This window comes from Neisseria sp. HMSC065D04, assembly GCF_001815675.1.
GTDB lineage: Bacteria > Pseudomonadota > Gammaproteobacteria > Burkholderiales > Neisseriaceae > Neisseria.
Genome location: NZ_KV821518.1, coordinates 33,864 through 54,853, shown reverse-complemented (window position 1 = coordinate 54,853; position 20,990 = coordinate 33,864). Strand labels below are relative to the sequence as shown.

The window sequence follows — 20,990 nt, the reverse complement described above, 5'->3', positions numbered from 1 at the left end:
CGTACTGGTTTAAAGTTAATCCACTATAAATCAACGATATTCTGTTAATGCCCGCTCCCTGAAAAACCCAAAAGGTCGTCTGAAAACCTTAAATCAGGATTTTCAGACGACCTTTCTTTATCCGGCGCGGCAAATGTTTGCCCAACTTAGTCCAAGCTACCGCCGAAACCTACATCCCGCCGTAATTCGGTCCGCTTGCGCCTTCGGGGCAAATCCAAGTGATGTTTTGCGTCGGATCTTTGATGTCGCAGGTTTTACAGTGGACGCAGTTGGCGGCGTTGATTTGCAGGCGCGGGCTGCCGTTTTCTTCGACGATTTCGTACACACCAGCCGGACAATAGCGCGTTTCGGGCGAGGCGTATTCTTTGTAGTTCACGTCTATCATTGTTTGCGGATTTTTCAGCACCAGATGGTCGGGCTGGTTTTCTTCGTGCGCGAGGTTGGCGAGGAAGACGCTGCTTAAACGGTCGAAGGTCAACACGCCGTCGGGTTTCGGATAATCAATCGGCTTGCACGCGGCGGCTTTTTTGAGCTGCTCGTTGTCTTTGCCGTGATGTTTCAAGGTCCACGGGGCCTTGCCTCTGAAAATCATCTGGTCGATGCCGGTATAAAGCGAGCCGAGGTAAACGCCCCATTTGAATGACGGACGGACATTGCGCGCGGCGTAAAGCTCTTGATACAGCCAGCTTTGTTCAAAACGTTGCTGATAATCCGCTGCTTCTTTGCCGCTGTCGAAACCCTCCACTTCTTCAAGATTTTCCAACAACGGAAACACAGCCTCTGCAGCGAGCATGGCGGATTTCATGGCGGTATGAATGCCTTTGATACGCGGCATATTGAGGAAACCCGCCGCATCGCCGATTAAAACGCCGCCTTTGAACGAGAGCTTTGGCAGGCTTTGCAGACCGCCTTCAATCAGCGAACGCGCGCCGTAAGCGATGCGGCGGCCGCCTTCGAAGGTTTTGCGGATTTCGGGATGGGTTTTGAAGCGTTGGAACTCTTCAAACGGCGACAGATAAGGGTTTTGATAGTCCAAACCGACTACAAAACCGACGGCGACCTTATTGTCGTCGAAATGGTAAACAAACGCGCCGCCGTAGGTTTTGCTGTCCAGCGGCCAGCCCGCGCTGTGTACCACCAAGCCAGGCTGATGTTTTTCAGACGACACTTCCCAAATTTCTTTGATGCCCAAGCCGTAAGTTTGCGGCTGGCTGTTTTGGTCGAGTTGGAAACGTTCGATGACTTGTTTGGAAAGCGAACCGCGGCAACCTTCGGCAAACAGGGTTTGTTGCGCCCAAAGCTCCATGCCGGGCTGGAAACTGTCGGTCGGCTCGCCGTCTTTGCCGATGCCCATATTGCCGGTCGCAATACCTTTGACCGAACCGTCTTCGTGATACAGCACTTCGGCAGCGGCGAAGCCCGGATAGATTTCCACGCCCATATTTTCCGCCTGTTCCGCCAACCAGCGCACAACTTCGCCTAAGCTGACGATGTAGTTGCCGTGATTGTCGAAATTGGGGGTAACGGGCAGATTGAACGCTTTTTTCTCCGTCAGGAACAACACTTTGTCCTGCGTTACCGCGCGCGTCAGCGGCGCGCCTTTTTCTTTCCAGTCGGGAATCAGCTCGTTCAACGCAATCGAATCGATGACCGCACCCGCCAGCGAATGCGCACCCGCCTCAGAACCCTTCTCCACCACGCAAACGCTGATTTCACGCCCGTTTTTTTCGGCAAGCTGCTTGAGTTTGATGGCGGCGGACAAACCCGACGGGCCTGCGCCGACAATCACGACATCGTACTGCATACTGTCGCGGGTGATGGATTCTGTCATGGCGGTTCCTGTATGTTTATTATTGAATTGAAAACCCGCGATTATACAACGGGAACATATAGTTACCAAATACAACAAAGGTCGTCTGAAAACCATATTTTCGGTTTTCAGACGACCTTTTCATCTTTGCGGCTATTTGGTTTTGAACCAGGCAAACCACACCAATACAATCACAAAGCCAAAATAGGCGATGCTCCAGTATGGCAGTGCAATACCCAGCAGATAGTCCGGTACGGCACAATCGCCAAAGCCACGCACAATCGGTTCAAACCAATCAAACAGCGGCCAATCCTTCAAACGGAAAGTCCACGGCGCACCGCAGGATGGCGCACTGCCCGGCGGCAGGCTTTGCAGCCACAATTGATAGGCCGCAACACCCGCGCCATAAACCGCAGGCACACTGACCAACAAGGCGCTGAATAACCTGCCAATCTTAGAAGCCTGGCGGAAAAAGGCTGCTGCCAAAGCCACCAATCCGACCGCCAAAACCGACAAGCGCTGCAAAATACACAAAACGCAAGGGTCCATTCCTAAAACATATTGTGAGACGAACGAACCGCAGGCAGCCAAGATCGATAAGACAACCAGAAAAAAGATAGTTTTTCTAAAAAAATTCATAACCTTAAACTTTCCAATTATTCAGACGACCTCTTATGAGTTTCAAAACAACCGCTGTATCAGATGCGCATCGGCATAACGATGTATTTGAAGTTCGGATTGTTCGGCACGGTAAACAAGGTCGAGCGGTTGGCATCGCCGAAGGCAAGCTGCATATCGTCGGAATGGATGTTGCGCAATACGTCCATCAGATAGCCGATATTGAAGCCGACTTCGAGTTCGCCGCCTTGGTAGGCGATTTCGAGTTCTTCGCGGGCTTCTTCCTGCTCGTTGTTGCTGCACACGACGCTCAAGAGGCCGGGTTGCAGGAACAGGCGCGCGCCGCGGAATTTTTCGTTGGCAAGGATGGCGGCACGTTCAAGCGCGCCCAAAAGCTGGGTGCGTGAAACGAGGAAGATTTTGTCGTTGTCCAGCGGGATGACGCGGTTGAAGTCGGGAAATTTGCCGTCTATAACTTTGCTGACGATGGTTGTGCCGTTGCATTGGAAGCGCACTTGGTTGTTGAGTAACTCGACGCTGATGGGTTCGGACGGGTTGTTCAGCAGCTTGAAGAGTTCCAAAACGGTTTTGCGCGGCAGGATGACTTCAGTTTTGGGCAGTTCGGCTTCGATTTGGCTGGCAGCGTAGGCAAGGCGGTGGCCGTCGGTGGCGACGAGGCGCAGTTGGTTGCCTTCAACCTGCATCAGCAAGCCGTTGAGGTAGTAACGGATGTCTTGTACTGCCATGCTGTATTGGACTTGTGACAGCATGGTTTTGAAAGTCTCCTGCGACAGGGAAAACGAGGCGCTGATGTCTTCGCCGACGCTCATCAGCGGGAAGTCTTCGGCAGGCAGGGTTTGCAGGGCGAAACGTGATTTGCCTGCACGCAGGGTCAGACGGTTGTCCGCCCAGTCGAGCGAAACGATGGCGCTGTCGGGCAAGGCGCGCAGGATGTCTTGGAATTTTTTGGCGTTGGTGGTGATGCGGAAGTCGCCTGCCTGACTTTCCGGACCGGCCGTGTTGATTTGGATTTCCAAGTCGGTCGCCAGGAGTTTGGTTTGACCGTCTTTGCTTTCGAGCAGGACGTTGGAGAGGATGGGCAGGGTATGGCGGCGTTCGACGATACCGGTAACGGCTTGCAGCGGCTTGAGCAGACTATCGCGGTCGGCTTGTAAAATCAGCATGGTCAATTCCTTTTGAATTGGTTATTTCGGGTGTTTTTGAATCGGGTTCGGCGGACGCGATGGTTGATTCGCCGCCGTTAAAATCAAAGTGTATTTGTGTTTTCAGACGACCTTTTAAGAGAGGGGTCGTCTGAAAGCCGGTTCTGGCTCAGTTTTGAATCAGAATCAGGAGTTTTTCGTAATCTTGCGCCAACTCGGGATCTTCTTCGCGCAGTTTTGCTACGGCTTTCACGCCGTGCATGACGGTCGTGTGGTCGCGTCCGCCGAACGCGTCGCCTATGGACGGCAGACTGAGGGTGGTCAGCTCTTTGGTCAGGCTCATGGCAACCTGACGCGGACGGGCAATGTTGCGTGTGCGCTTTTTGCCGAGTATATCGCTGATTTTAATACGGTAATATTTGGCAGTCGCGTCGATAATGGTGTCGGCGGTAATGATTTTGTGTTTTTCGGCAATGATGTCCTGCAAAGCCGTACGCGCCAAATCCATGTCGATAACGGGACGATTCATGAAGCGGCTGCTGGCGCTGACGCGGTTGAACGCGCCTTCCAGTTCGCGCACGTTGGAACGAATCAGGTTGGCGACAAACAATGCGGCTTCGTCTTCAATGCTGATGCCTGCTGCTTCTGCCTTTTTCTGCAAAATCGCCACGCGCATTTCCAGCTCGGGCGGCTCGAGCTCCAAAGTCAAACCCCATGAGAAACGCGATTTGAGGCGGTCGTCCATGCCTTCGATTTTCGCAGGCAACACGTCGCAAGTGAGGATGAGCTGTTTTTTCTCGTTATGGAAATGGTTGTACAGATAGAAGAATTCTTCCATCGTGCGGTCTTTGCCTTTGATAAACTGGATGTCGTCGATAATCAGCAGGTCGTATTGTTTGTATTGCTGCTTGAACACATCATAAGTATTGTTGCGCACCGCCTTCATAAAGCTGCGGATATAGTCGTCTGAATGCATATAGCGCACTTTGGCGTCAGGACGGTTTTTCAGCAGTTCGTTGCCGATGGCCTGCACTAAGTGGGTTTTACCCAAACCCGTGCTGCCGTACAGGAAAAACGGGTTGTAGCCCTGCCCCGGGTTTTCGGCAATGGCTTGGGCGGCGGCGGCGGCAAGGCGGTTGCCCTTACCTTCTACCAAGGTATCGAATGTGTAGTCGCGCGACAGATTAGTCTGCTCGTAACGCGCTTCTTCCGCATCACGCTGCGCTTCCGTTTTGGCTTTGGCAACGACTTTGGATTCTGCGGGCGCGGCGGCAGGCTGTTTGCTTTCGTGCGGCAGTTTTTTCATGCGCTGCGCCAAAATGTCCGCCGCTGTTTTCGCAACGGAGGGTTTGTCTGAGTTTTCAGACGACGTCCCGTCCGAAAAAGATTCTTGCGCGTCCGCTTTCGGCATTTCTTCCGTCAACGCGGCTTGTTCAGGCGCAACCGTCCCCGCATTTTCCGCCATTTCATAATGCTGCCCCACGCCCGCCTTAAACGCAAAAGCCGCCTGTTGCGGGGCCAATTCCGCACGCACCACTTCGATTTTGGCGGCAAACTGGCTTTTGAGCATATTGCAGGCAAACTGGTTTTTACCGTAAACCACCCACACGCCGTTTTCCTCGCCCACGGTCAAGGGCGCAATCCATTGCGCGAACTGCCCGGCAGGCAAAATATCGTGAAGTCGGCGGAGGCACTGCGGCCAAAATTCTGCTAGCGTCATGAATAAGCTCGAGTCGTGGAAATCGTTGGAAAGAAACGGAGAGAAACCGTCGGAAATTGCAGCCCTTGAAAATGCGGTTTCAGCCCGACGGGAAAAGTGTCGCAAATACCGCACAAACCCTATCCGTCAAACCGGACGCCGTCTGAAAATACAATTAAATTATTTTCGGAAAATCATCACGATAAATCCATATCAACATTTTCAGACGACCTATAGCCCGACAAAGGGACAGGGATTGCCGATTATACCCACTCCGACCAACTTTATCCACAACCCGCCGGAAATTTTATCCACAAAGCGCCGCAAAAATCCGCAAACCAAATCATCCCGCGCGCCATATCCATTTACTCAATCGAGATTGACAAAAGATGAAAATTAGAGTGTAATTCACGGTTTATTTATCTACCGATTTTTTAGGAAACATCATGAAACGCACTTATCAACCTTCCGTTACCAAACGCAAACGCACCCACGGCTTCCTGGTTCGCTCCAAAACCCGCGGTGGTCGCGCAGTATTGGCAGCCCGTCGCGCCAAAGGCCGCAAACGCTTGGCAGTGTAATTTTGGACTACCGCTTCGGAAAGCAGTACCGCTTATTAAAAACGGATGATTTTTCATCCGTTTTTGCGTTCAAAAACCGGCGCAGCCGCGATTTACTGCAAGTTTCCCAATCTGGCGACAACGGATTGAACCATCCGCGGCTCGGCTTGGTCGTCAGCAAAAAAACAGCGAAACGCGCGCATGAACGCAACTACATGAAGCGCGTCATCCGCGATTGGTTCAGGCTGAACAAAAATAGCCTGCCGCCGCATGATTTCGTCGTACGCGTCCGTCTGGCATTCAACCGGCAAAACGCCGCCGAAGCCCGAAACCAATTGGCGCAACTCATGCGCAAACGCTGATGAATACCCTGTTGTCCAAATTCATCCTCGCGCTGATCCGTTTTTACCAATACGCCATCAGCCCGCTGATACCGCCGCGCTGCCGCTATACCCCGACCTGTTCGCAATATGCGGTCGAGGCAGTCAAAAAATACGGTGCATTCAAAGGCGGCTGGCTCGCCCTCAAACGCATCGCCCGCTGCCACCCTTTCGGCGGACACGGACACGACCCCGTCCCGTAATCCGAATCATTCGGATAACTTGATTTCCTTTAATTTCCCGTCGGTTTCTATATAATGCCGTCTGAAGCAGTTTTCATCTCCATTACATACCCGTCAATTCCAGGAATCTCTTATGGATTTTAAAAGACTTGTGGCATTTTTTGCCATTTCGCTGGCAATCTTTGCCGGCTGGGAACATTTCTTCCCCAGCCCCAAACCCAATCCGGCACAACAAGCCGCGCAGCAACAGCAGCAAACCGCCGCAACCGCTGCTGCCGAAGCCGCACTCGCCCCCGCAACGCCGATTACCGTAACGACCGATACGGTCAAAGCCGTCATCGACGAAAAAAGCGGCGACCTGCGTCAAATGACCCTGCTCAAATACAAAGCAAATGGCGACGAAAACAAACCCTTCACCCTGTTTAACGACAGCAAAGAATACACCTACGTTGCCCAGTCCGAGCTTTTGGATGCACAAGGCAACAACATCCTGAAAGGCATCAACTTTACCGCAGCGCAAAAACAATACAGCCTCAACGGCGACAAAGTCGAAGTCCGCCTGAGCGCGCCGGAAACAAACGGACTGAAAATCGACAAAGTCTATACCTTTACCAAAGACAGCTACCTCGTCAACGTCCGTTTCGACATCACCAACACCAGCGGCAAGCCCGCCAACCTGAGCGCGGACTACCGCATCGTGCGCGACCGCAGCGAACCTGAAGGTCAAGGCTACTTTACCCGCTCTTTCGTCGGCCCGGTGGTTTACACCCCCGAAGGCAAATTCCAAAAAGTCAGCTTCTCCGACTTGGACGACGATGCCAAATCAGGCAAAAACGAAGCCGAATACGCCCGCAAAACCCAAACCGGCTGGCTCGGCATGATTGAACACCACTTCATGTCCACTTGGATTCTCCAACCCAAAGGCGGACAAAGCGTTTGCGCCGCAGGCGACTGCCGTATCGACATCAAACGCCGCAACGACAACCTGTACAGCACCAGCGTCAGCGTTCCCCTTGCCGCCATCCAAAACGGCGCGAAATCCGAAGCCTCCATCAACCTCTATGCCGGCCCGCAGACCACATCCGTCATCGCCAATATCGCCGACAACCTGCAACTGGCAAAAGACTACGGCAAAGTACACTGGTTCGCCTCCCCCCTCTTCTGGCTCCTGAACCAACTGCACAACATTATCGGCAACTGGGGCTGGGCAATCATCGTTTTGACCATTATCGTCAAAGCCGTACTCTACCCGCTGACCAACGCCTCTTACCGCTCGATGGCAAAAATGCGCGCCGCCGCGCCCAAACTGCAAGCCATCAAAGAAAAATACGGCGACGACCGTATGGCGCAACAGCAAGCCATGATGCAGCTTTACAAAGACGAAAAAATCAACCCGCTGGGCGGCTGCCTGCCCATGCTGTTGCAAATCCCCGTCTTCATCGGCTTGTACTGGGCGTTGTTTGCCTCCGTAGAATTGCGTCAGGCACCTTGGCTGGGCTGGATTACCGACCTTAGCCGTTCCGACCCTTACTACATTCTGCCCGTAATTATGGCGGTAACCATGTTTGCCCAAACATTCCTCAACCCGCCGCCGACCGACCCGATGCAGGCAAAAATGATGAAAGTCATGCCGCTGATTTTCTCAGCCATGTTCTTCTTCTTCCCTGCAGGTCTGGTATTGTACTGGGTAGTCAACAACCTCCTGACCATCGCCCAACAATGGCACATCAACCGCAGCATCGACAAACAACGCACCCAAGGCGAAGTTGTTTCCTAACAGCGGTTTGACATACTAAAAAAGGTCGTCTGAAAACTTAATTTCAGACGACCTTTTTGTTTGGGAGCATTATAAAAGATGGCTGATCGGGCATTTAACAACAATCAAACACAAATGCCACACGGCTGAAATCGCGTTTAGCCAAATCTTCGGGCGTAATGAAGAAATTCGCCACACCGGAGTCGCCCCACATCAGTTTTCCAGTATAGCGGTCTTTTTCATTGATATCAGTGTCTAATTGCAACAGCAGGATGTATTTGCGCCAATCAGAACAAGTGATGGTAGCGGGATCGTCAAAATCAGCGTCTTCATCACACTCAAGAAACGGGTCGCCCTGAAGAAAAATCGGAGAACCGCCGATTTTATGCCCTTGAGATTTATTGAAATCTGCATCTTCCTCCTCTTCGCTTGCCGCTTGGAAAATCAGCGGAAACTCCCCAGAAAACGGCAGACATTCTGAATCGGTTGCCTGATAAGCGGAAAAATCGGTTTGCAATTCGCTCTCGGGCAATAATTCGGGATAGTACATAATGCGCCATCCGGCTTGTTCCGACAGATTTTCAAAGTTGTTACCTAAGCCGTAATCCAGCCCATCAACAAAAACTTGCAAGATGCCACGCTCGGGGAAACCGGGCAACGGCGGCACTTCGGAAAAGTTGATTTGTGCCACCAGAGTCAGCGGATGCTTTTTCTCGGCGTGATACGGATATTCGGCATTTTTTGGCAGGTAGGGCGTACCGCCTATTTTGCTTTGATAGGCCGTGGTAGCAGCAGCTTCTCCCAATGTGAAGCAGACGGCAGGACGGTACATGAGGTTCTCCTATCGGATAAAAAGTGTTGAATGGAATAAATTATATCGGATTAAATCAATGTTTACCTGAAATCTCCGAGAGGTCGTCTGAAAGTTTAAACTTACTAAACTAGAGCACACTTTTGAAATACTCCTCCTCCTTCCCGATGAACACAAAAAGGTCGTCTGAAAACTTAATTTCAGACGACCTTTTACATTTCCACCCTATTTCACAAACTTCAACACCTTGCCGGATTTTGCCGGCGCATCGGTTTCTTGTTTGTTTTCAGTTTCCTGTTCCGGTTGTTTTTTATCGGAAGGCTCATAGGGTTCGACTTCAAATCCCATGCCTTCGCCGCTTTCTCGGGCAAACAGGCTGACAACGTGTCCGACCGGAATCCAAATATCGTGCGCTACGCCGCCAAACCGAGCTGAAAAGCTGATCCAATCGTTGTCGATATTCAGATTATGGCTGGCAGTCGGTCCGATATTGAGGACAATCTCGTTTTCGCGAACATACTGCATGGGGACGCGGGTATGTTCGTTTACCCATGCGACAATGTGCGGCGTTTGATTGTTGTCTGTACACCATTCGTACAAAGCGCGAATCAGATAAGGCTTGGTAGATGTCGTCATGATGAATCCTTTCGGCCTTTAACGGCGCATTGCCTTCTCAGCGGGGGTCATGGCTTCGATAAAGGCTTCGCGTTGGAAGATACGTTCGGCGTATTTCAGCAATGGTGCGGCGGATTTGCCGAGTTTGATGTCGTAATGGTCGAGACGCCACAACAACGGAGACAGTGCCACGTCAATCATTGAGAAATCATCGCCGAGAATGTATTTGTTTTTGGTGAACGCAGGCGCGAGCATGGTCAGACCGTTGCCGATGGCTTCGCGCGCTTTCGCCATTTCTTTATTGGTGGAATTCGGGTTTTCCAATACATGCACCAAGCTGAACAGCTCTTTCTCCATGCGGAACAAAACCAATCGTCCGCGGCCGCGCATCACGGGGTCGCCGGGCATCAGTTGCGGATGGGGAAAGCGTTCGTCTATGTATTCATTGATGATATTGGATTCATAGAGAATCAAATCACGTTCAACCAAAACGGGGACTTGGTTATACGGATTCATTACGGCAAGATCTTCGGGCTTATTGAAAATATCAACGTCTTTGATTTCAAAATCCATGCCTTTTTCGTACAGGACGAAGCGACAGCGTTGGCTGAACGGGCATGTAATGCCTGAATATAATATCATCATGGTATTGGGCTCCTATAAGCATCCCAGACAATCTACTGCCTGAAATTGCAGAATAAAACAATCGCAAAATTATACGCGATTGCATCCAACAATTCCACAAAAAGCACATATCCTTTTGTTTATCAAGCTATTTTCAATAAAATTCGAATTTCTAAAAAACGATATTCAAACTCAAATTCTTTGCTTTTCCGAGGCGTTTCGATTTTTACAGCAAATTTAAACCGCGGCGGGACATTACCGACGTCTTTACTGCACACCGGCTTGTTTCCGACAAGCCGTCAAAAGGTCGTCTGAAGACCGTTTTTTCAGTTTTCAGACGACCTCTCGAGCCAAACGCCCTACTTCGGCGTATAACGTCCCGCCATCGCTTTATACACCATGTTTTCGTATTTCAGCGTTTCGTACCGCTGGTTCAGCACGGTTTGGGCGGAGCCGTATTCCGTGTTCAGCGCTTCGAGCCAGTCTTTCAGCTCGTTTTTACCGTGTTGGTAGCGCACTTGGTAGTAGCGGCTGTTTTTCTTGTCCAAGGCGTAACGCTGTTCTTGGTTGTTAAGCGCGGCTTGGGCGTTTTGGTAGGCGAGGTAGTTGGTGTTGACTTCGTTCAGCGCGGTGGTCAGGGCTTTTTCAAAGTCGAGTTTGGCGCTGTCGAAATTGGCTTGGGCGGTTTTGTCTTTCCACTTCATGGTCTGCCAGTTGAGGAACGGCAGGTTGATGGTGGCGGAGCCGCCCAGTAGTGGGATATTGAACGCGCTTTTGGCTTTTTCAGACGACGTGCTCAAGCTCGCGCCCAATGTAATCGAGGGATACCAACTGCGTTTTTGCGCTTTGACGGACTGGAGCGAGGATTGCAGGCGGTATTCGGCGGCGCGTAGGTCGGGGCGGTTCGCCAACACGGTAATCGGTACGTCGAGGTTCACGCCTTTGACGGGCAGCAGACGGTATTGTGCGGGGTCGGCGGCGATGGCTTCGTTCGGCTTGAGGTTGAGCAGGTTGCGTAAAACCTGTTTTTGCGTGTCGAGGCTGTTTTTCAGGGAAATCAGGCTGTTTTGCGCGCTCAACAGTGATTGTTTCGCCTGCGTCGGCTGGCTGGAATCGGCTCTGCCGTAGCGGAACTTGGCATCGGCAATGCGGTTGATTTCCTGATATTGCTTGAGGGATTTTTGCGCCAATTCAATGGCTTCGTTGAGATAGGCGATGTTGAAATAGGCATCGGCGACATTGTTGATCAAAGTCAGGCGCGTGTTCGCCATATCCTGCCGCGTGGCTTGGTATTCCCAGACTTGCGCGTCGGCGGTGGCACTGAGTTTGCGCCACAAATCCAATTCGTAGCTCAAGCCGAGCTGGCTGCTGAAGGTGTTGCCGTGGCTGCCGGTTTTCAGGTTTTTGGATGTGGACGCACTCAACGAGCCGCTGAACGACGGCACCAAATCCGCCCCCAAAATATTCGCCTGATACAGGGCTTTATTGACGCTGATGGCCGCCTGTTTCAAATCGATATTGTTTTCCAAAGCCTGTGCCATCAGGGCGTTGAGCTGCCGGCTTTGGTAGATTTCCCACCAATTGCCGTTCACGTCGTAGCGTTCGGCGGTTTCCGCCGCGCTCATGACCTGCCCCGTCGATTCGAGCGTGAGGTTTTTGTCGGTGCTGTGGACGGCGCACGCGCTTAAGGCAAGGGCGAGCGACAGGGATAAGGCCGTCTGAAAAAAAGGTTTTGTCTGCATGTTGTGTCTTTCGGTTTAAGGTTTCAGACGACCTGAAAAGTTTGGAGGTCGTCTGAACAATCTCATCAGCTGCGTTTATTTATCGGCTAAAACCGCTTTTCGCTGTTCCGTAAAATGCCACCACGGCTTCGGTTCGTTCCCCTGCATAAAATCAACCAGCGACAGGAAAATATCAATCATGCAGGGATCGTGTCGGGTTGCGGTCAGGCTGCACAGGCGGACGTACATTTCATAAGCGTCCTGCCTCTCCAAATCCTGCGGCTGCGTGATGCCGAGCAAAGCCAAATCCTCCGCCACGGCTTTGCCGACATTGGGCAGGTCGGTCAGCGTGTTCAGCTTGCTTCGTTGTACTTTGTCGGGGTTCATGTTTTACCCTTTGGTTTGGAGGTCGTCTGAAAATCTGTAATCGGATGGAGCAACTTGTTTTCGCGGACGAAGCCCACGCTACTTTCGCCGCCATCATTCCCGCCTGCGTAGAATTTATGTCGGATACAAGTATCCGACCTACTTTTTTCAGACTTTTTCTAAGTTCTTCAAACAATTTTTCAGAAGACGTTTTAACTGTTTGGCAGTTTGCGGATGCATCGGCTCTTGCAGTTTACGCTCCAACCGATCGGCTTCGTGTTCGAGTTCATGCTTATATCTGACTCTGGAGCGTTGCTGTCTCTCCAATATTTGCAACTGTTGCCGCCACAAATCCTGCTGCAATTTCTGCCATTCTTTGGTTTTATGCTTCGACGGAAGCGGAATTCTATCCGACAGCTCCACACATGGTTTGGAACACTGCGAACAACGGGGCGAACTGCTGTCTTGGGTGCGGAAATAGCGTTTCGGACGGCGCACGGCGGTGCGGCAGGAAAAACAAACGTAATTCGTATTACTCATTTCAATAAAATTCAATTAAATCAATTATTCATGTACCTTTCGCCGTTGAATCCGTTTTTCAGACGACCTCTTCCCATTCAAAAAGGTCGTCTGAAATCATGAAATCCTGACCACGACGCCGCAATGCTGTTCGGCGGCGGTTTGGTAGAACGCGGCGAGTTCTTTAAACCGCTGCGCCAATTCCGCGCGGGTTTCGGCAAAGGCTTTTTCGTCGCCCCAAATATCGGGGTAGATTTGGTTGTTTTGAAAATCTGCTGCGGTTTTGCCGTCGAGCAGCGCGGCGAAATCGGTTTGGTTCAGGGCTTTAGCCACTTCGGCAATTTCAGTATCGTCGATCCAGCCGGTGTGTTCGCCCGCTTCTTCATCCTGCCGCAGGATGTTGCCGATAATGGCTTTGCTCAACGGGTTTGCCGCGTCGGCATCGTCCGAGCCTTTGCCGGTCAGGACGAAATGCAGCGCGTCCCATAGTTTGCCTGCGCTGCATTCGGATACGGCGGCAGGCGTGCCGGAGGAGGCTTTGATTTGTTCAATGCCGCTTTGCGGATAGGCTGTGTATGTTGCGTAAACGTCCATAGGTTTCCTTGTATTGAAGGCTTGAGATGCCTGTTTCTGGAGGGGTCGTCTGAAATATAGTGGATTAACTTTAAACCAGGACGGCGTTACCTCGCCTAACTTTAAACCAGTACGGCGTTGCCTCGCCTTGTCCTGATTTAGTTAATCTACTATATGTTGCGGATTCGGACGACGCTCGGGCTGTTTTCGCAATGTATTGTGTGAATCGTGTGTTCGGTGTTGCGTCGGGTTCTGACCCGACTTTTGCTTTTTCAGACGACCTTATTTATCCAAACGCAGCAGCGGGCCGCCTGCTTTCTGTACCGCCGTTTGATAGGCGGGGTCGTTTTCGATGCGCTGCAAATAGGAGCGGATGTTGGGATAGTCCGCCAATCCGAAGCGGTCGGCGGCGGCTTGCAGCGGGTAACTCATCATGATGTCGGCGCCGCTGAGCCGGTTGTTGACCAGCCAGTCTTTGCCGTTTAATTCGTTTTCGACATAGGCAAGATGCAGGGAGGTTTGCGGTTCGATAAAGCCGTTTTTGACGTTGCCGCTGATTTTGCGTGCAACGGGTTTGACGAAAAACGGCATGGGGGCGTTTTCTATTTTGCGGAACACCAGCCCGAGCAAAAGCAAGGGCATCAGCGAACCTTCGGCATAGTGCAGCCAGCGTTGATAATGCCAGTAATCTTGGCTGCCGCGTTCGGGCATGAAGCGTCCGCCGCCGTAGGTTTGAATCAGGTAGTCGGTAATCGCGCCGCTTTCGTTGAGCACGAATCCGTCGTCGTCGATAACGGGGGATTTGCCCAGCGGGTGTACGGCTTTGAGTTCGTCGGGTGCCAGCAGGGTTTCGGGATGGCGCGCGTAGGTTTTGATTTGATACGGTGCGCCGATGAGTTCGAGCAGCCAGACGATGCGCAGAGCGCGGGATTGTGCCAATACATGCAGGGTAATCATTCGGTTTTCCTCGGTGTGTGTATGTTCATTGTGATAACAATAGCCAAACGGGGTTTTCAGACGACCTTTGGGGTTTGGAGGTCGTCTGAAAACTTAATCCTTAGACAAGGCATCAATCGGGTTGAGCTTGGAGGCTTTGTTGGCGGGCATAAAACCGAACGCTACGCCGATGGCGGTGGAACAAACGACCGCGCCGATGACGGAGCCGATGGAAATTTCCATCGGAAATTCGGTGACGAATTGGTTGAACACGAGGCTGATGGCTGTGGACAGCCCTACTCCGACCAAGCCGCCAATAATACAGATTAAGACCGCTTCAATCAGGAATTGTTGCAGGATGTTGTTTCGCCGCGCGCCAATCGCCATGCGCACGCCGATTTCTTTGGTGCGCTCGGTTACGGACACCAGCATGATGTTCATCACGCCGATACCGCCGACCACCAATGAAATCAAGGCGATAGAGGAAATCAGCAGCTTCATCGTGCCGGTGGTGCTTTCAACCATCTGCTTGATGCTGTCGCTGTTGTTCATGAAAAAATCTTCCGTACCATGCCGCGTTTTGAGCAGCTCGGTCAGCCCTTTTTCGGCGACTTGGGTGTTGGCGTCGTCTTTGATTTTGACGGTAATCGAGTTGGTGTGGCTCTCGCCGGTAATTTGGTGCATCACGGTCGTATAGGGCGACCAGAGCATCAATACGTCGGCGTTGCCGAAGGAGTTTTCTTCTTTTTGCATCACGCCGATGACGGTCAGCGGGCGTTTGTTGAAGAGAACGGTTTTACCCAGTGGATTGACGTCTGTGCCAAAGAGTTTTTCTTTGGTGTTTTGGTCGATCACGACAACTTGCGCGTCTTCTTTTACATCGCCCTCGTCAAACAGGCGGCCTGATTCCAGCTTCAGCCCGCGTACGTCGAAATATTGTTCGCCCACGCCGTAAAGCGAGGCGGACAAATCGGTGTTGCGGTAAGTCAGCGTGCCGCCGGAGGTGGTTTGCGGCGTGGCGGAAGCGACGTAGCTTTGTTTGGCGATGACTTTGGCGTCGTCAATGGTCAGGGTTTTAATCCTGCCGCTGCGCCTGTCGCCGAAACCGCGTCCGGGGAAAATACTGATGGTGTTCGTCCCCATCGCGCTGATGTCTGCGAGGATTTTTTTCTCGGAGCCGTTGCCCAAAGCGACGACGGACACGACCGAGGCAATGCCGATGATGATGCCGAGCATGGTGAGGAGCGAACGCATTTTGTGCGCCATAATCGCCTGCACCGACATTTTGAAGGCTTCGACGAATTGGTCGTAATAAAACAGCCACGAAGATTTTTCTTTGATGCGTTCTATTTTGCTTTCGGGGATTTCGGGATTTTTTGAACTGTCGGAGATGATTTCGCCGTCGCGGATTTCGATGATGCGGTTGGCGATGGCGGCGATACCGGGGTCGTGCGTCACCATAATCACGGTATGCCCTTCCTTATGCAGCTTTTGGATGATTTCAATCACGTTTTTGCCGCTGGCGGTATCGAGCGCGCCGGTCGGTTCGTCGGCGAAGATGATTTCGCCGCCGTTCATCAGGGCGCGGGCGATGGAGACGCGCTGTTGCTGACCGCCGGAAAGTTCGCTGGGTTTGTTGCCTTCCTTGCCTTCCAAACCCAAGTCCTGCAACAGTTTTTCCGCACGATTAGAACGCTCTTTGCCGCCCATGCCCATATACACGGCAGGCAGGGCGACGTTGTCCCGCGCCGTCAGCGAACCCAAAAGGTTGTAGCGTTGGAAAATAAAGCCGAAACGTTCGCGCCGCAATGCTGCCAGTTCGTCCGGCTCCATTTTGGCGGTTTCGATGCCGTCGATTTGATACGAACCCGAAGTCGCGCTATCCAAACAGCCGAGGATGTTCATCAGCGTGGATTTGCCCGAACCGGACTGCCCGATGATGGCGACGAAATCGCCCTTCTCTATCGACAGGCTGACATCTTTCAAAACATGAACGCGGTTCGCGCCGCTGCCGAAGTAGCGGTTGATGTTTTTACATTCGATTAAGCTCATAAGTGTTTCCGACCGATAATGATGTATGGAGTGGAAAGGTCGTCTGAAAGGGGATTCTGCTCAGAAACAAAACTTTCAGACGACCTGTTGCCTATTTATCTCGGCGGACCCTGCATGGCGCGTTGCGCCGCTTCAGCCTGCTCCGCCGCGCTCATTTCCGACATCACCACCTTGTCGCCTTCTTTCAAACCGCTTTTCACTTCGGTATTCATACTGTCTTTCAGACCGACCGTAATCTCGCGTTCCGAAGCTTTACCGTCCGCGCCCAAAACGCTGACAAACGATTTGCCGTCGTGTTTTTTAATTGTCAGCGTCGGCACGAGCAAAACGTTTTTCACGCCGTTGATTTCAATCGTATTCTGCGTCGTCATCCCGATAGAAAGTTTGCCGTCGGGATTAGGCACCAAAGCGCGGGCGTAGTAATAAATCGCATTGGAAGTCGTGTCCGTGCTGGTGGTGTAGCTGCCCAGCGACATCGTGGTCAAGCCCGGATCGACGCTGTCGAGCTTCGCCTTAATCGGCGTATCCGGTTCGGACAGAATCGTAAACGAAATGTCCTGTCCCGCTTTGACCTTGGTAATATCGCCTTCGGCAATCTGCATTTTGTTCAACATCGTATCCAGATTCGCCAACTGGATAATCGTCGGCGTGGACTGCACCGCGTTCACGGTCTGCCCTTCTTCCACCGGAATCGCCACCACCGTACCGTCCATCGTCGCGGTAATGCGGGTATAGCCCAATTCCGACTCGGCAGTATTGATGGAAATTTTGGTTTGCCTGATGGAAGCCTTCAGCTCGGCAACATTCGCCTTAGCCGCTGCCAACGCGTCCTGCGCACTTTCCAAATCCTCTTTGGAAGTCGCGTTTTCCTTCCATAAAGCCGCTTCGCGCTTGTATTTCTTCTCTGCGCTGTTCAGCGCGATTTCGGCAGAAACCAATTTCGCCTGATATGTTTCCAGCTTGGATTTTTCCGTATTGAGCGTGTTCACCTGAGTGGTCGAATTGATTTCCGCAATCAAATCGCCCTTTTTAACCTGCTGCCCGAGCTTGACGTACAGCTTCTTAATCTGCCCGGAAGCCTGCGCGCCCACCGACACCAAGTTCGACGGCGAAATCTCGCCCGTAGCGGATACCGTCTGGCTGATGTCGCCGCGTTTGACCGTTTCCGTGATGTAAGAAGTTTGAGGTTCGGGCTGGAAATAAGACCACGCAGCAAACCCAAGCACCGCAGCAACCGTTATTCCGACCGTCCATTTATTAATAATTTTTGCCATAACTGACTTTCTGATTCATCCATTTCATCTGTTCAATCCGGCACCCGATTCATGTCGCATAATCCCAACACTTATCCGCCGAAAACGCTGAAAACGGACAAATTTTACTGTAAACATCCACCCCAGCCAAGACAATAACCAACCAAACTAAAATCCAACTTATTGTTTTAAATAAAAATAATCAAAACCCTTTTCCAGAATATTTCAACGTATTTACATATTTTCCCAATCTCAATATTTATCCAAACATTCAAAACAAGAGAAAAGAACTATAATTCAACATCTATCGAATACCACAACAGCCTCTCCCCTGAACCTTTCAGACGACCCGGCATGATAAATATAACAACACAATGACACTTACTATGAAAAACAAATCACAAGGTTTTACTCTCCCCGAGCTACTCGTTGTCGTCCTAATCATCGCGATTTTAGCGACGATCGGCTATCCCTCTTACCAACGCTACGTCCGCAAAACACGCTTGGAAAGCGTCCGCTCCGAGCTGCTGATCAACGCCCAAAACCTCGAGCGTTACTATGCCCAGCATGTGACCGTAAAAGCCGAAGCAGGCAATCCCTCGTTGCCTCCTTTGGTTCAAAACCAATATTTCAATATCTCCATCTTCAACTTCGAAGGCCCGGACGACAACGATAAAAAAATCGTAAACTCCGCCTCCTCAAGATACATCCTCGAAGCCAAACCCACAGACGAATACAAGTCCACCGAGACCTGCTCCGTTTACCTCAACAGCGACGGCATCTTCTGGGCAAGCAATTCCAAAAATAATGAAGACTGCCCGGGCTTCGAACCCATCAGCCAAGAATAATTTGAACCTGTCGCCGCGATTCATCATAAAGGTCGTCTGAAAATTTTCAGACGACCTTTATTTATCCCTTTATCTATACAAAACCAACCCACGTCGTTCAATGCCATTATGAACTGATACCAACTGCACCACTCTTATCAATATCCCCATCTTTACCCACAACGGTCAATATCATGCTGACTTACACCCGCAGCGTCTGGCTGGATGCGCCGCTCGAACCGATATTCCGCTACTGCACTTCCCGACATGGATTTGCCCGTCAGTTTCCGTTTGACGTGCAATGGCTGTCTGAAAAGGAATACTGGGCGCGGGGAGATATTTTGGATTTCAGATACAGAGTTTGCGGGATTTGGTTGCGGCATCGTGCCGAAGTCATTTCGCTTGAACCGAACCAATCGTTTACTGACTTAATGTTAAAAGGGATTTACCGCGCCTTCCGCCATACGCATGAATTCAAATCTTCCGGTGGGCGTACTTGTGTAACGGATACGGTGGAATTTACTTTCGGGCTGGGAAAAACGGTTGACTGGCTAATCGGATTACCAACTTTGCGTCGGACATTTGAAAAACGCCACCGTTTATTGAAAGAGTGGGCTGACCAATGGAATGGTCATGTTGAAGGAAATGTTGCAAATTGAAGGTGTAACGGCTTTCAGACGACCTTTCACACGGATTGAAAAGTCGTTTATACTGCCAAACTCTTTATCCGCAACTAAGGGAATAAACAATGACCGTAAACAATTATTGGCATATGCAGATGCATCCAACAGACGAATTGGAAAAATTCAGCGGCTATATCGACTGGATTTTGGAACACCGAGGCTTTATCGGTATGGGAGAGTGGGAAGGTGGTCGTGAGACGATTAGTACATTTATCAACGAAATGACGGTAAACGACATCGTCGCCATCAAACGCGGCAGTAAATTGGTTGCATTGGTTCAAATCATCGGCGGCGCATATTTCGTACCACGCGAAAGCGATGAAGATGAGCGTACCAAATGGATAGAAAACCGCCGTCCCGTCCGTATATTGGATTGGGCAATCAATGGCGAAACCCTGCCTCAACCGATGGGTACATTAAACCGCTGCGCCAACGATGAGGTAAAAACCACACAGATTATCAAAGACTGGCATGAGCGTGTAAAAGCATCCTTTAAAAAGCGCGGCATCCATACCGAAGTCTGATTAATTCTGAAAAAATGTGTTCAATATTTCAGACGACCCTTGTCTAGTGAAAAAAACAGGTCGTCTGAATGTTCAGACGACCTTCTTCATTCCTACTACATTACAAAACGGCTGCCGGATAGGAACCGATGACTTTGACAAACGATGCGCGTTCGCTCAAAAGCCGCAGTGCGTTTTGGACTTTTTCGTCGTTTTGATGTCCTTCGATGTCGATGAAGAACAGGTATTCCCACAGCGCGGATTTGCTCGGGCGGCTTTCGAACTTGGTCATTGAAATGCCCGATTCGGTAAACGGCTGCAACAGCGCGGCGACGGCGCCGGCGCGGTTGGGCGCGGAGACTGCCAGCGAGGTTTTGTCGTTGCCGCTGCTGCCGGTATCTTGATGCCCCATAACCAAGAAACGCGTGGTGTTGTTCGGTTCGTCTTCGATACATTCGGCGACATAGTTCAAATGATAAATATCCGCTGCGGTACGCCCCGCGATGGCGGCGATAGTGGAGTCGTCTGATTCTGCCACCAGTCTTGCCGCCTCTCCGTTGCTGGAAACGGCGATGCGTTCGGCATTGGGCAGGTTGCGTCCGAGCCAGTCGTTGCATTGCGCAAGCGCTTGGGCGTGGGCGAAGACTTTTGTGATGCCGCCCAATTCATGCGTACCTTTACGCAAGAGGTTGTGATGGATGCGGACAATGACTTCGCCGCAGGCTTTCAATGCAGTTACCGCCAGCAAATCCAAAGTGCGTCCGACCGAACCTTCGGTCGAGTTTTCAACCGGCGCGACCAAATAATCCGCCTGCCGCGTTTCGACTTGGCGAAAACATTGGTCTATGGTCTGAAATGCGGCGGTATGGGCGGCATGGCCGAAATGTTTGATGGCTGCCTGTTGGGTAAACGTTCCCTGCGGACCGAGGTAGGCAATCGTCAGCGGACGCTCCAACGCCAAGCATTCGCTCATCACTTCGCGAAACAATCTTGCGATGGACTCGTCAGGCAGCGGGCCTTCGTTCAAACTCTGAATCCGCCTCAATACCGCTACTTCGCGCTCGGGACGGTACACCGCGCCCGTTCCTTTCAATTCGCCGATGGCGTGCGCATGGCCTGCGCGCTCGTTCAACAGGCGCAAAATCTCGGCATCGATTTCATCGATGGCATTGCGGTGCGGCAAAAGCTGTTCGTCAATGGATAAGGACATATCGATAAGCCCCTTGGTGATTCATTCATAGATATAAGCAATCATTCTAACATCAAACAGGTCGTCTGAAAGCCTGAATACGTTTTCAGACGACCTGTTTTATAGTGGATTAACTTTAAATCAGGACAA

The 20,990-nt window shown here is 51.3% G+C and carries 23 protein-coding genes; 8 read left to right on the top strand and 15 right to left on the bottom strand.

What is annotated here, in order from left to right; translation table 11 throughout:
- Positions 1-169: 169 nt before the first annotated feature.
- The 4 genes from HMPREF3050_RS06980 to dnaA form a co-directional block, all read right to left on the bottom strand.
- Positions 170-1,831 (bottom strand): electron transfer flavoprotein-ubiquinone oxidoreductase, encoded by a 1,662-nt coding sequence (locus HMPREF3050_RS06980; protein WP_070774238.1) that lies wholly within the window; start codon positions 1,829-1,831, stop codon positions 170-172.
- Positions 1,832-1,963: 132 nt separating this feature from the next.
- Complete coding sequence (locus HMPREF3050_RS06975) at positions 1,964-2,449, bottom strand: disulfide bond formation protein B (RefSeq protein WP_003762651.1); 486 nt, start codon at positions 2,447-2,449, stop codon at positions 1,964-1,966.
- A 59-nt stretch (positions 2,450-2,508) separates the two neighbouring features.
- A complete protein-coding gene (gene dnaN / locus HMPREF3050_RS06970; protein ID WP_070635709.1) occupies positions 2,509-3,612 on the bottom strand; it encodes a DNA polymerase III subunit beta in 1,104 nt (367 codons plus the stop codon).
- Between the two features lie 148 nt (positions 3,613-3,760).
- Entirely contained in the window at positions 3,761-5,311 is a 1,551-nt protein-coding gene (gene dnaA / locus HMPREF3050_RS06965) for a chromosomal replication initiator protein DnaA (protein WP_070774237.1), read from the bottom strand.
- Here dnaA and HMPREF3050_RS13505 point away from each other — a divergent pair.
- From HMPREF3050_RS13505 to yidC, 5 genes are all read left to right on the top strand, one after another.
- Positions 5,310-5,690, top strand: a complete 381-nt coding sequence (locus HMPREF3050_RS13505; protein WP_168166262.1) for a hypothetical protein — start codon at positions 5,310-5,312, stop codon at positions 5,688-5,690. The two genes, dnaA and HMPREF3050_RS13505, sit on opposite strands and share 2 nt — an antisense overlap.
- A gap of 46 nt (positions 5,691-5,736) precedes the next feature.
- Positions 5,737-5,871: a 50S ribosomal protein L34 gene (gene rpmH, locus HMPREF3050_RS06960; protein WP_002214728.1), complete on the top strand. Its 135-nt coding sequence runs from the start codon at positions 5,737-5,739 to the stop codon at positions 5,869-5,871.
- A 2-nt stretch (positions 5,872-5,873) separates the two neighbouring features.
- A complete protein-coding gene (gene rnpA, locus HMPREF3050_RS06955; protein WP_070774236.1) occupies positions 5,874-6,212 on the top strand; it encodes a ribonuclease P protein component in 339 nt (112 codons plus the stop codon).
- A complete protein-coding gene (gene yidD / locus HMPREF3050_RS06950; RefSeq protein ID WP_003762642.1) occupies positions 6,212-6,433 on the top strand; it encodes a membrane protein insertion efficiency factor YidD in 222 nt (73 codons plus the stop codon). Before rnpA ends, yidD begins: the two co-directional genes overlap by 1 nt.
- Before the next feature lie 112 nt (positions 6,434-6,545).
- The gene (yidC, locus tag HMPREF3050_RS06945; protein WP_070774235.1) at positions 6,546-8,189 is read left to right on the top strand and encodes a membrane protein insertase YidC; all 1,644 of its coding nucleotides are present in this window, start codon (positions 6,546-6,548) and stop codon (positions 8,187-8,189) included.
- Between the two features lie 94 nt (positions 8,190-8,283).
- On the opposite strand, the gene HMPREF3050_RS06940 is transcribed toward yidC, so the two are convergent.
- The 10 genes from HMPREF3050_RS06940 to HMPREF3050_RS06895 all read right to left on the bottom strand — a co-directional run bounded on the left by HMPREF3050_RS06940 (position 8,284) and on the right by HMPREF3050_RS06895 (position 17,659).
- A complete protein-coding gene (locus HMPREF3050_RS06940; RefSeq protein WP_070774234.1) occupies positions 8,284-9,000 on the bottom strand; it encodes a YwqG family protein in 717 nt (238 codons plus the stop codon).
- Positions 9,001-9,204: 204 nt separating this feature from the next.
- Positions 9,205-9,615 carry a ClpXP protease specificity-enhancing factor gene (locus HMPREF3050_RS06935; RefSeq protein WP_070774233.1) on the bottom strand — a complete coding sequence of 137 codons (411 nt, stop codon included), beginning with the start codon at positions 9,613-9,615 and terminating at the stop codon, positions 9,205-9,207.
- Positions 9,616-9,633: 18 nt separating this feature from the next.
- On the bottom strand, positions 9,634-10,239 hold the full coding sequence (locus HMPREF3050_RS06930) for a glutathione S-transferase N-terminal domain-containing protein (protein ID WP_003762636.1): 606 nt from the start codon (positions 10,237-10,239) through the stop codon (positions 9,634-9,636).
- Positions 10,240-10,577: 338 nt separating this feature from the next.
- Entirely contained in the window at positions 10,578-11,960 is a 1,383-nt protein-coding gene (locus HMPREF3050_RS06925) for a TolC family protein (RefSeq protein ID WP_070774232.1), read from the bottom strand.
- A gap of 75 nt (positions 11,961-12,035) precedes the next feature.
- Positions 12,036-12,326 carry a helix-hairpin-helix domain-containing protein gene (locus HMPREF3050_RS06920; protein ID WP_070774231.1) on the bottom strand — a complete coding sequence of 97 codons (291 nt, stop codon included), beginning with the start codon at positions 12,324-12,326 and terminating at the stop codon, positions 12,036-12,038.
- Between the two features lie 147 nt (positions 12,327-12,473).
- On the bottom strand, positions 12,474-12,845 hold the full coding sequence (locus tag HMPREF3050_RS13500) for a hypothetical protein (protein WP_246830242.1): 372 nt from the start codon (positions 12,843-12,845) through the stop codon (positions 12,474-12,476).
- Between the two features lie 96 nt (positions 12,846-12,941).
- Entirely contained in the window at positions 12,942-13,418 is a 477-nt protein-coding gene (locus HMPREF3050_RS06910; protein ID WP_070774229.1) for a DUF1877 family protein, read from the bottom strand.
- A 261-nt stretch (positions 13,419-13,679) separates the two neighbouring features.
- Positions 13,680-14,354 carry a glutathione S-transferase family protein gene (locus HMPREF3050_RS06905; RefSeq protein ID WP_070774228.1) on the bottom strand — a complete coding sequence of 225 codons (675 nt, stop codon included), beginning with the start codon at positions 14,352-14,354 and terminating at the stop codon, positions 13,680-13,682.
- A 93-nt stretch (positions 14,355-14,447) separates the two neighbouring features.
- Complete coding sequence (locus HMPREF3050_RS06900) at positions 14,448-16,385, bottom strand: MacB family efflux pump subunit (RefSeq protein WP_070774227.1); 1,938 nt, start codon at positions 16,383-16,385, stop codon at positions 14,448-14,450.
- 95 nt (positions 16,386-16,480) lie between these two features.
- The gene (locus HMPREF3050_RS06895) at positions 16,481-17,659 is read right to left on the bottom strand and encodes a MacA family efflux pump subunit (RefSeq protein ID WP_070514395.1); all 1,179 of its coding nucleotides are present in this window, start codon (positions 17,657-17,659) and stop codon (positions 16,481-16,483) included.
- Positions 17,660-18,024: 365 nt separating this feature from the next.
- Between HMPREF3050_RS06895 and HMPREF3050_RS06890 the strand changes: the two genes are divergently transcribed.
- The 3 genes from HMPREF3050_RS06890 to HMPREF3050_RS14295 all read left to right on the top strand — a co-directional run bounded on the left by HMPREF3050_RS06890 (position 18,025) and on the right by HMPREF3050_RS14295 (position 19,672).
- A complete protein-coding gene (locus HMPREF3050_RS06890) occupies positions 18,025-18,486 on the top strand; it encodes a type IV pilin protein (RefSeq protein WP_070514394.1) in 462 nt (153 codons plus the stop codon).
- 173 nt (positions 18,487-18,659) lie between these two features.
- Positions 18,660-19,124, top strand: coding sequence for an SRPBCC family protein (locus tag HMPREF3050_RS06885; protein WP_070514393.1), 465 nt, complete (start codon positions 18,660-18,662; stop codon positions 19,122-19,124).
- Positions 19,125-19,213: 89 nt separating this feature from the next.
- Positions 19,214-19,672 (top strand): pyruvate kinase, encoded by a 459-nt coding sequence (locus tag HMPREF3050_RS14295; RefSeq protein WP_070514392.1) that lies wholly within the window; start codon positions 19,214-19,216, stop codon positions 19,670-19,672.
- Positions 19,673-19,772: 100 nt separating this feature from the next.
- Here HMPREF3050_RS14295 and pheA read toward each other — a convergent pair whose 3' ends face one another.
- A complete protein-coding gene (gene pheA, locus HMPREF3050_RS06875; protein WP_070514391.1) occupies positions 19,773-20,861 on the bottom strand; it encodes a prephenate dehydratase in 1,089 nt (362 codons plus the stop codon).
- Positions 20,862-20,990 lie beyond the last annotated feature (129 nt).

What these genes read in the sequence shown, in the direction of transcription:
- HMPREF3050_RS06910 (WP_070774229.1), bottom strand. Translation starts at nt 13,418, where the DNA reads ATGGACGTTTACGCAACATACACAGCCTATCCGCAAAGCGGCATTGAA.
- HMPREF3050_RS06885 (WP_070514393.1), top strand. Translation starts at nt 18,660, where the DNA reads ATGCTGACTTACACCCGCAGCGTCTGGCTGGATGCGCCGCTCGAACCG.
- pheA (WP_070514391.1), bottom strand. Translation starts at nt 20,861, where the DNA reads ATGTCCTTATCCATTGACGAACAGCTTTTGCCGCACCGCAATGCCATC.
- HMPREF3050_RS06890 (WP_070514394.1), top strand. Translation starts at nt 18,025, where the DNA reads ATGAAAAACAAATCACAAGGTTTTACTCTCCCCGAGCTACTCGTTGTC.
- rpmH (WP_002214728.1), top strand. Translation starts at nt 5,737, where the DNA reads ATGAAACGCACTTATCAACCTTCCGTTACCAAACGCAAACGCACCCAC.
- HMPREF3050_RS06905 (WP_070774228.1), bottom strand. Translation starts at nt 14,354, where the DNA reads ATGATTACCCTGCATGTATTGGCACAATCCCGCGCTCTGCGCATCGTC.
- dnaN (WP_070635709.1), bottom strand. Translation starts at nt 3,612, where the DNA reads ATGCTGATTTTACAAGCCGACCGCGATAGTCTGCTCAAGCCGCTGCAA.
- HMPREF3050_RS06980 (WP_070774238.1), bottom strand. Translation starts at nt 1,831, where the DNA reads ATGACAGAATCCATCACCCGCGACAGTATGCAGTACGATGTCGTGATT.
- HMPREF3050_RS14295 (WP_070514392.1), top strand. Translation starts at nt 19,214, where the DNA reads ATGACCGTAAACAATTATTGGCATATGCAGATGCATCCAACAGACGAA.
- HMPREF3050_RS13505 (WP_168166262.1), top strand. Translation starts at nt 5,310, where the DNA reads ATGAATAAGCTCGAGTCGTGGAAATCGTTGGAAAGAAACGGAGAGAAA.
- HMPREF3050_RS06920 (WP_070774231.1), bottom strand. Translation starts at nt 12,326, where the DNA reads ATGAACCCCGACAAAGTACAACGAAGCAAGCTGAACACGCTGACCGAC.
- HMPREF3050_RS06900 (WP_070774227.1), bottom strand. Translation starts at nt 16,385, where the DNA reads ATGAGCTTAATCGAATGTAAAAACATCAACCGCTACTTCGGCAGCGGC.
- HMPREF3050_RS06975 (WP_003762651.1), bottom strand. Translation starts at nt 2,449, where the DNA reads ATGAATTTTTTTAGAAAAACTATCTTTTTTCTGGTTGTCTTATCGATC.
- HMPREF3050_RS06925 (WP_070774232.1), bottom strand. Translation starts at nt 11,960, where the DNA reads ATGCAGACAAAACCTTTTTTTCAGACGGCCTTATCCCTGTCGCTCGCC.
- HMPREF3050_RS06895 (WP_070514395.1), bottom strand. Translation starts at nt 17,659, where the DNA reads ATGGCAAAAATTATTAATAAATGGACGGTCGGAATAACGGTTGCTGCG.
- HMPREF3050_RS06930 (WP_003762636.1), bottom strand. Translation starts at nt 10,239, where the DNA reads ATGATGATATTATATTCAGGCATTACATGCCCGTTCAGCCAACGCTGT.
- dnaA (WP_070774237.1), bottom strand. Translation starts at nt 5,311, where the DNA reads ATGACGCTAGCAGAATTTTGGCCGCAGTGCCTCCGCCGACTTCACGAT.
- yidC (WP_070774235.1), top strand. Translation starts at nt 6,546, where the DNA reads ATGGATTTTAAAAGACTTGTGGCATTTTTTGCCATTTCGCTGGCAATC.
- HMPREF3050_RS06935 (WP_070774233.1), bottom strand. Translation starts at nt 9,615, where the DNA reads ATGACGACATCTACCAAGCCTTATCTGATTCGCGCTTTGTACGAATGG.
- HMPREF3050_RS13500 (WP_246830242.1), bottom strand. Translation starts at nt 12,845, where the DNA reads ATGAGTAATACGAATTACGTTTGTTTTTCCTGCCGCACCGCCGTGCGC.
- yidD (WP_003762642.1), top strand. Translation starts at nt 6,212, where the DNA reads ATGAATACCCTGTTGTCCAAATTCATCCTCGCGCTGATCCGTTTTTAC.
- HMPREF3050_RS06940 (WP_070774234.1), bottom strand. Translation starts at nt 9,000, where the DNA reads ATGTACCGTCCTGCCGTCTGCTTCACATTGGGAGAAGCTGCTGCTACC.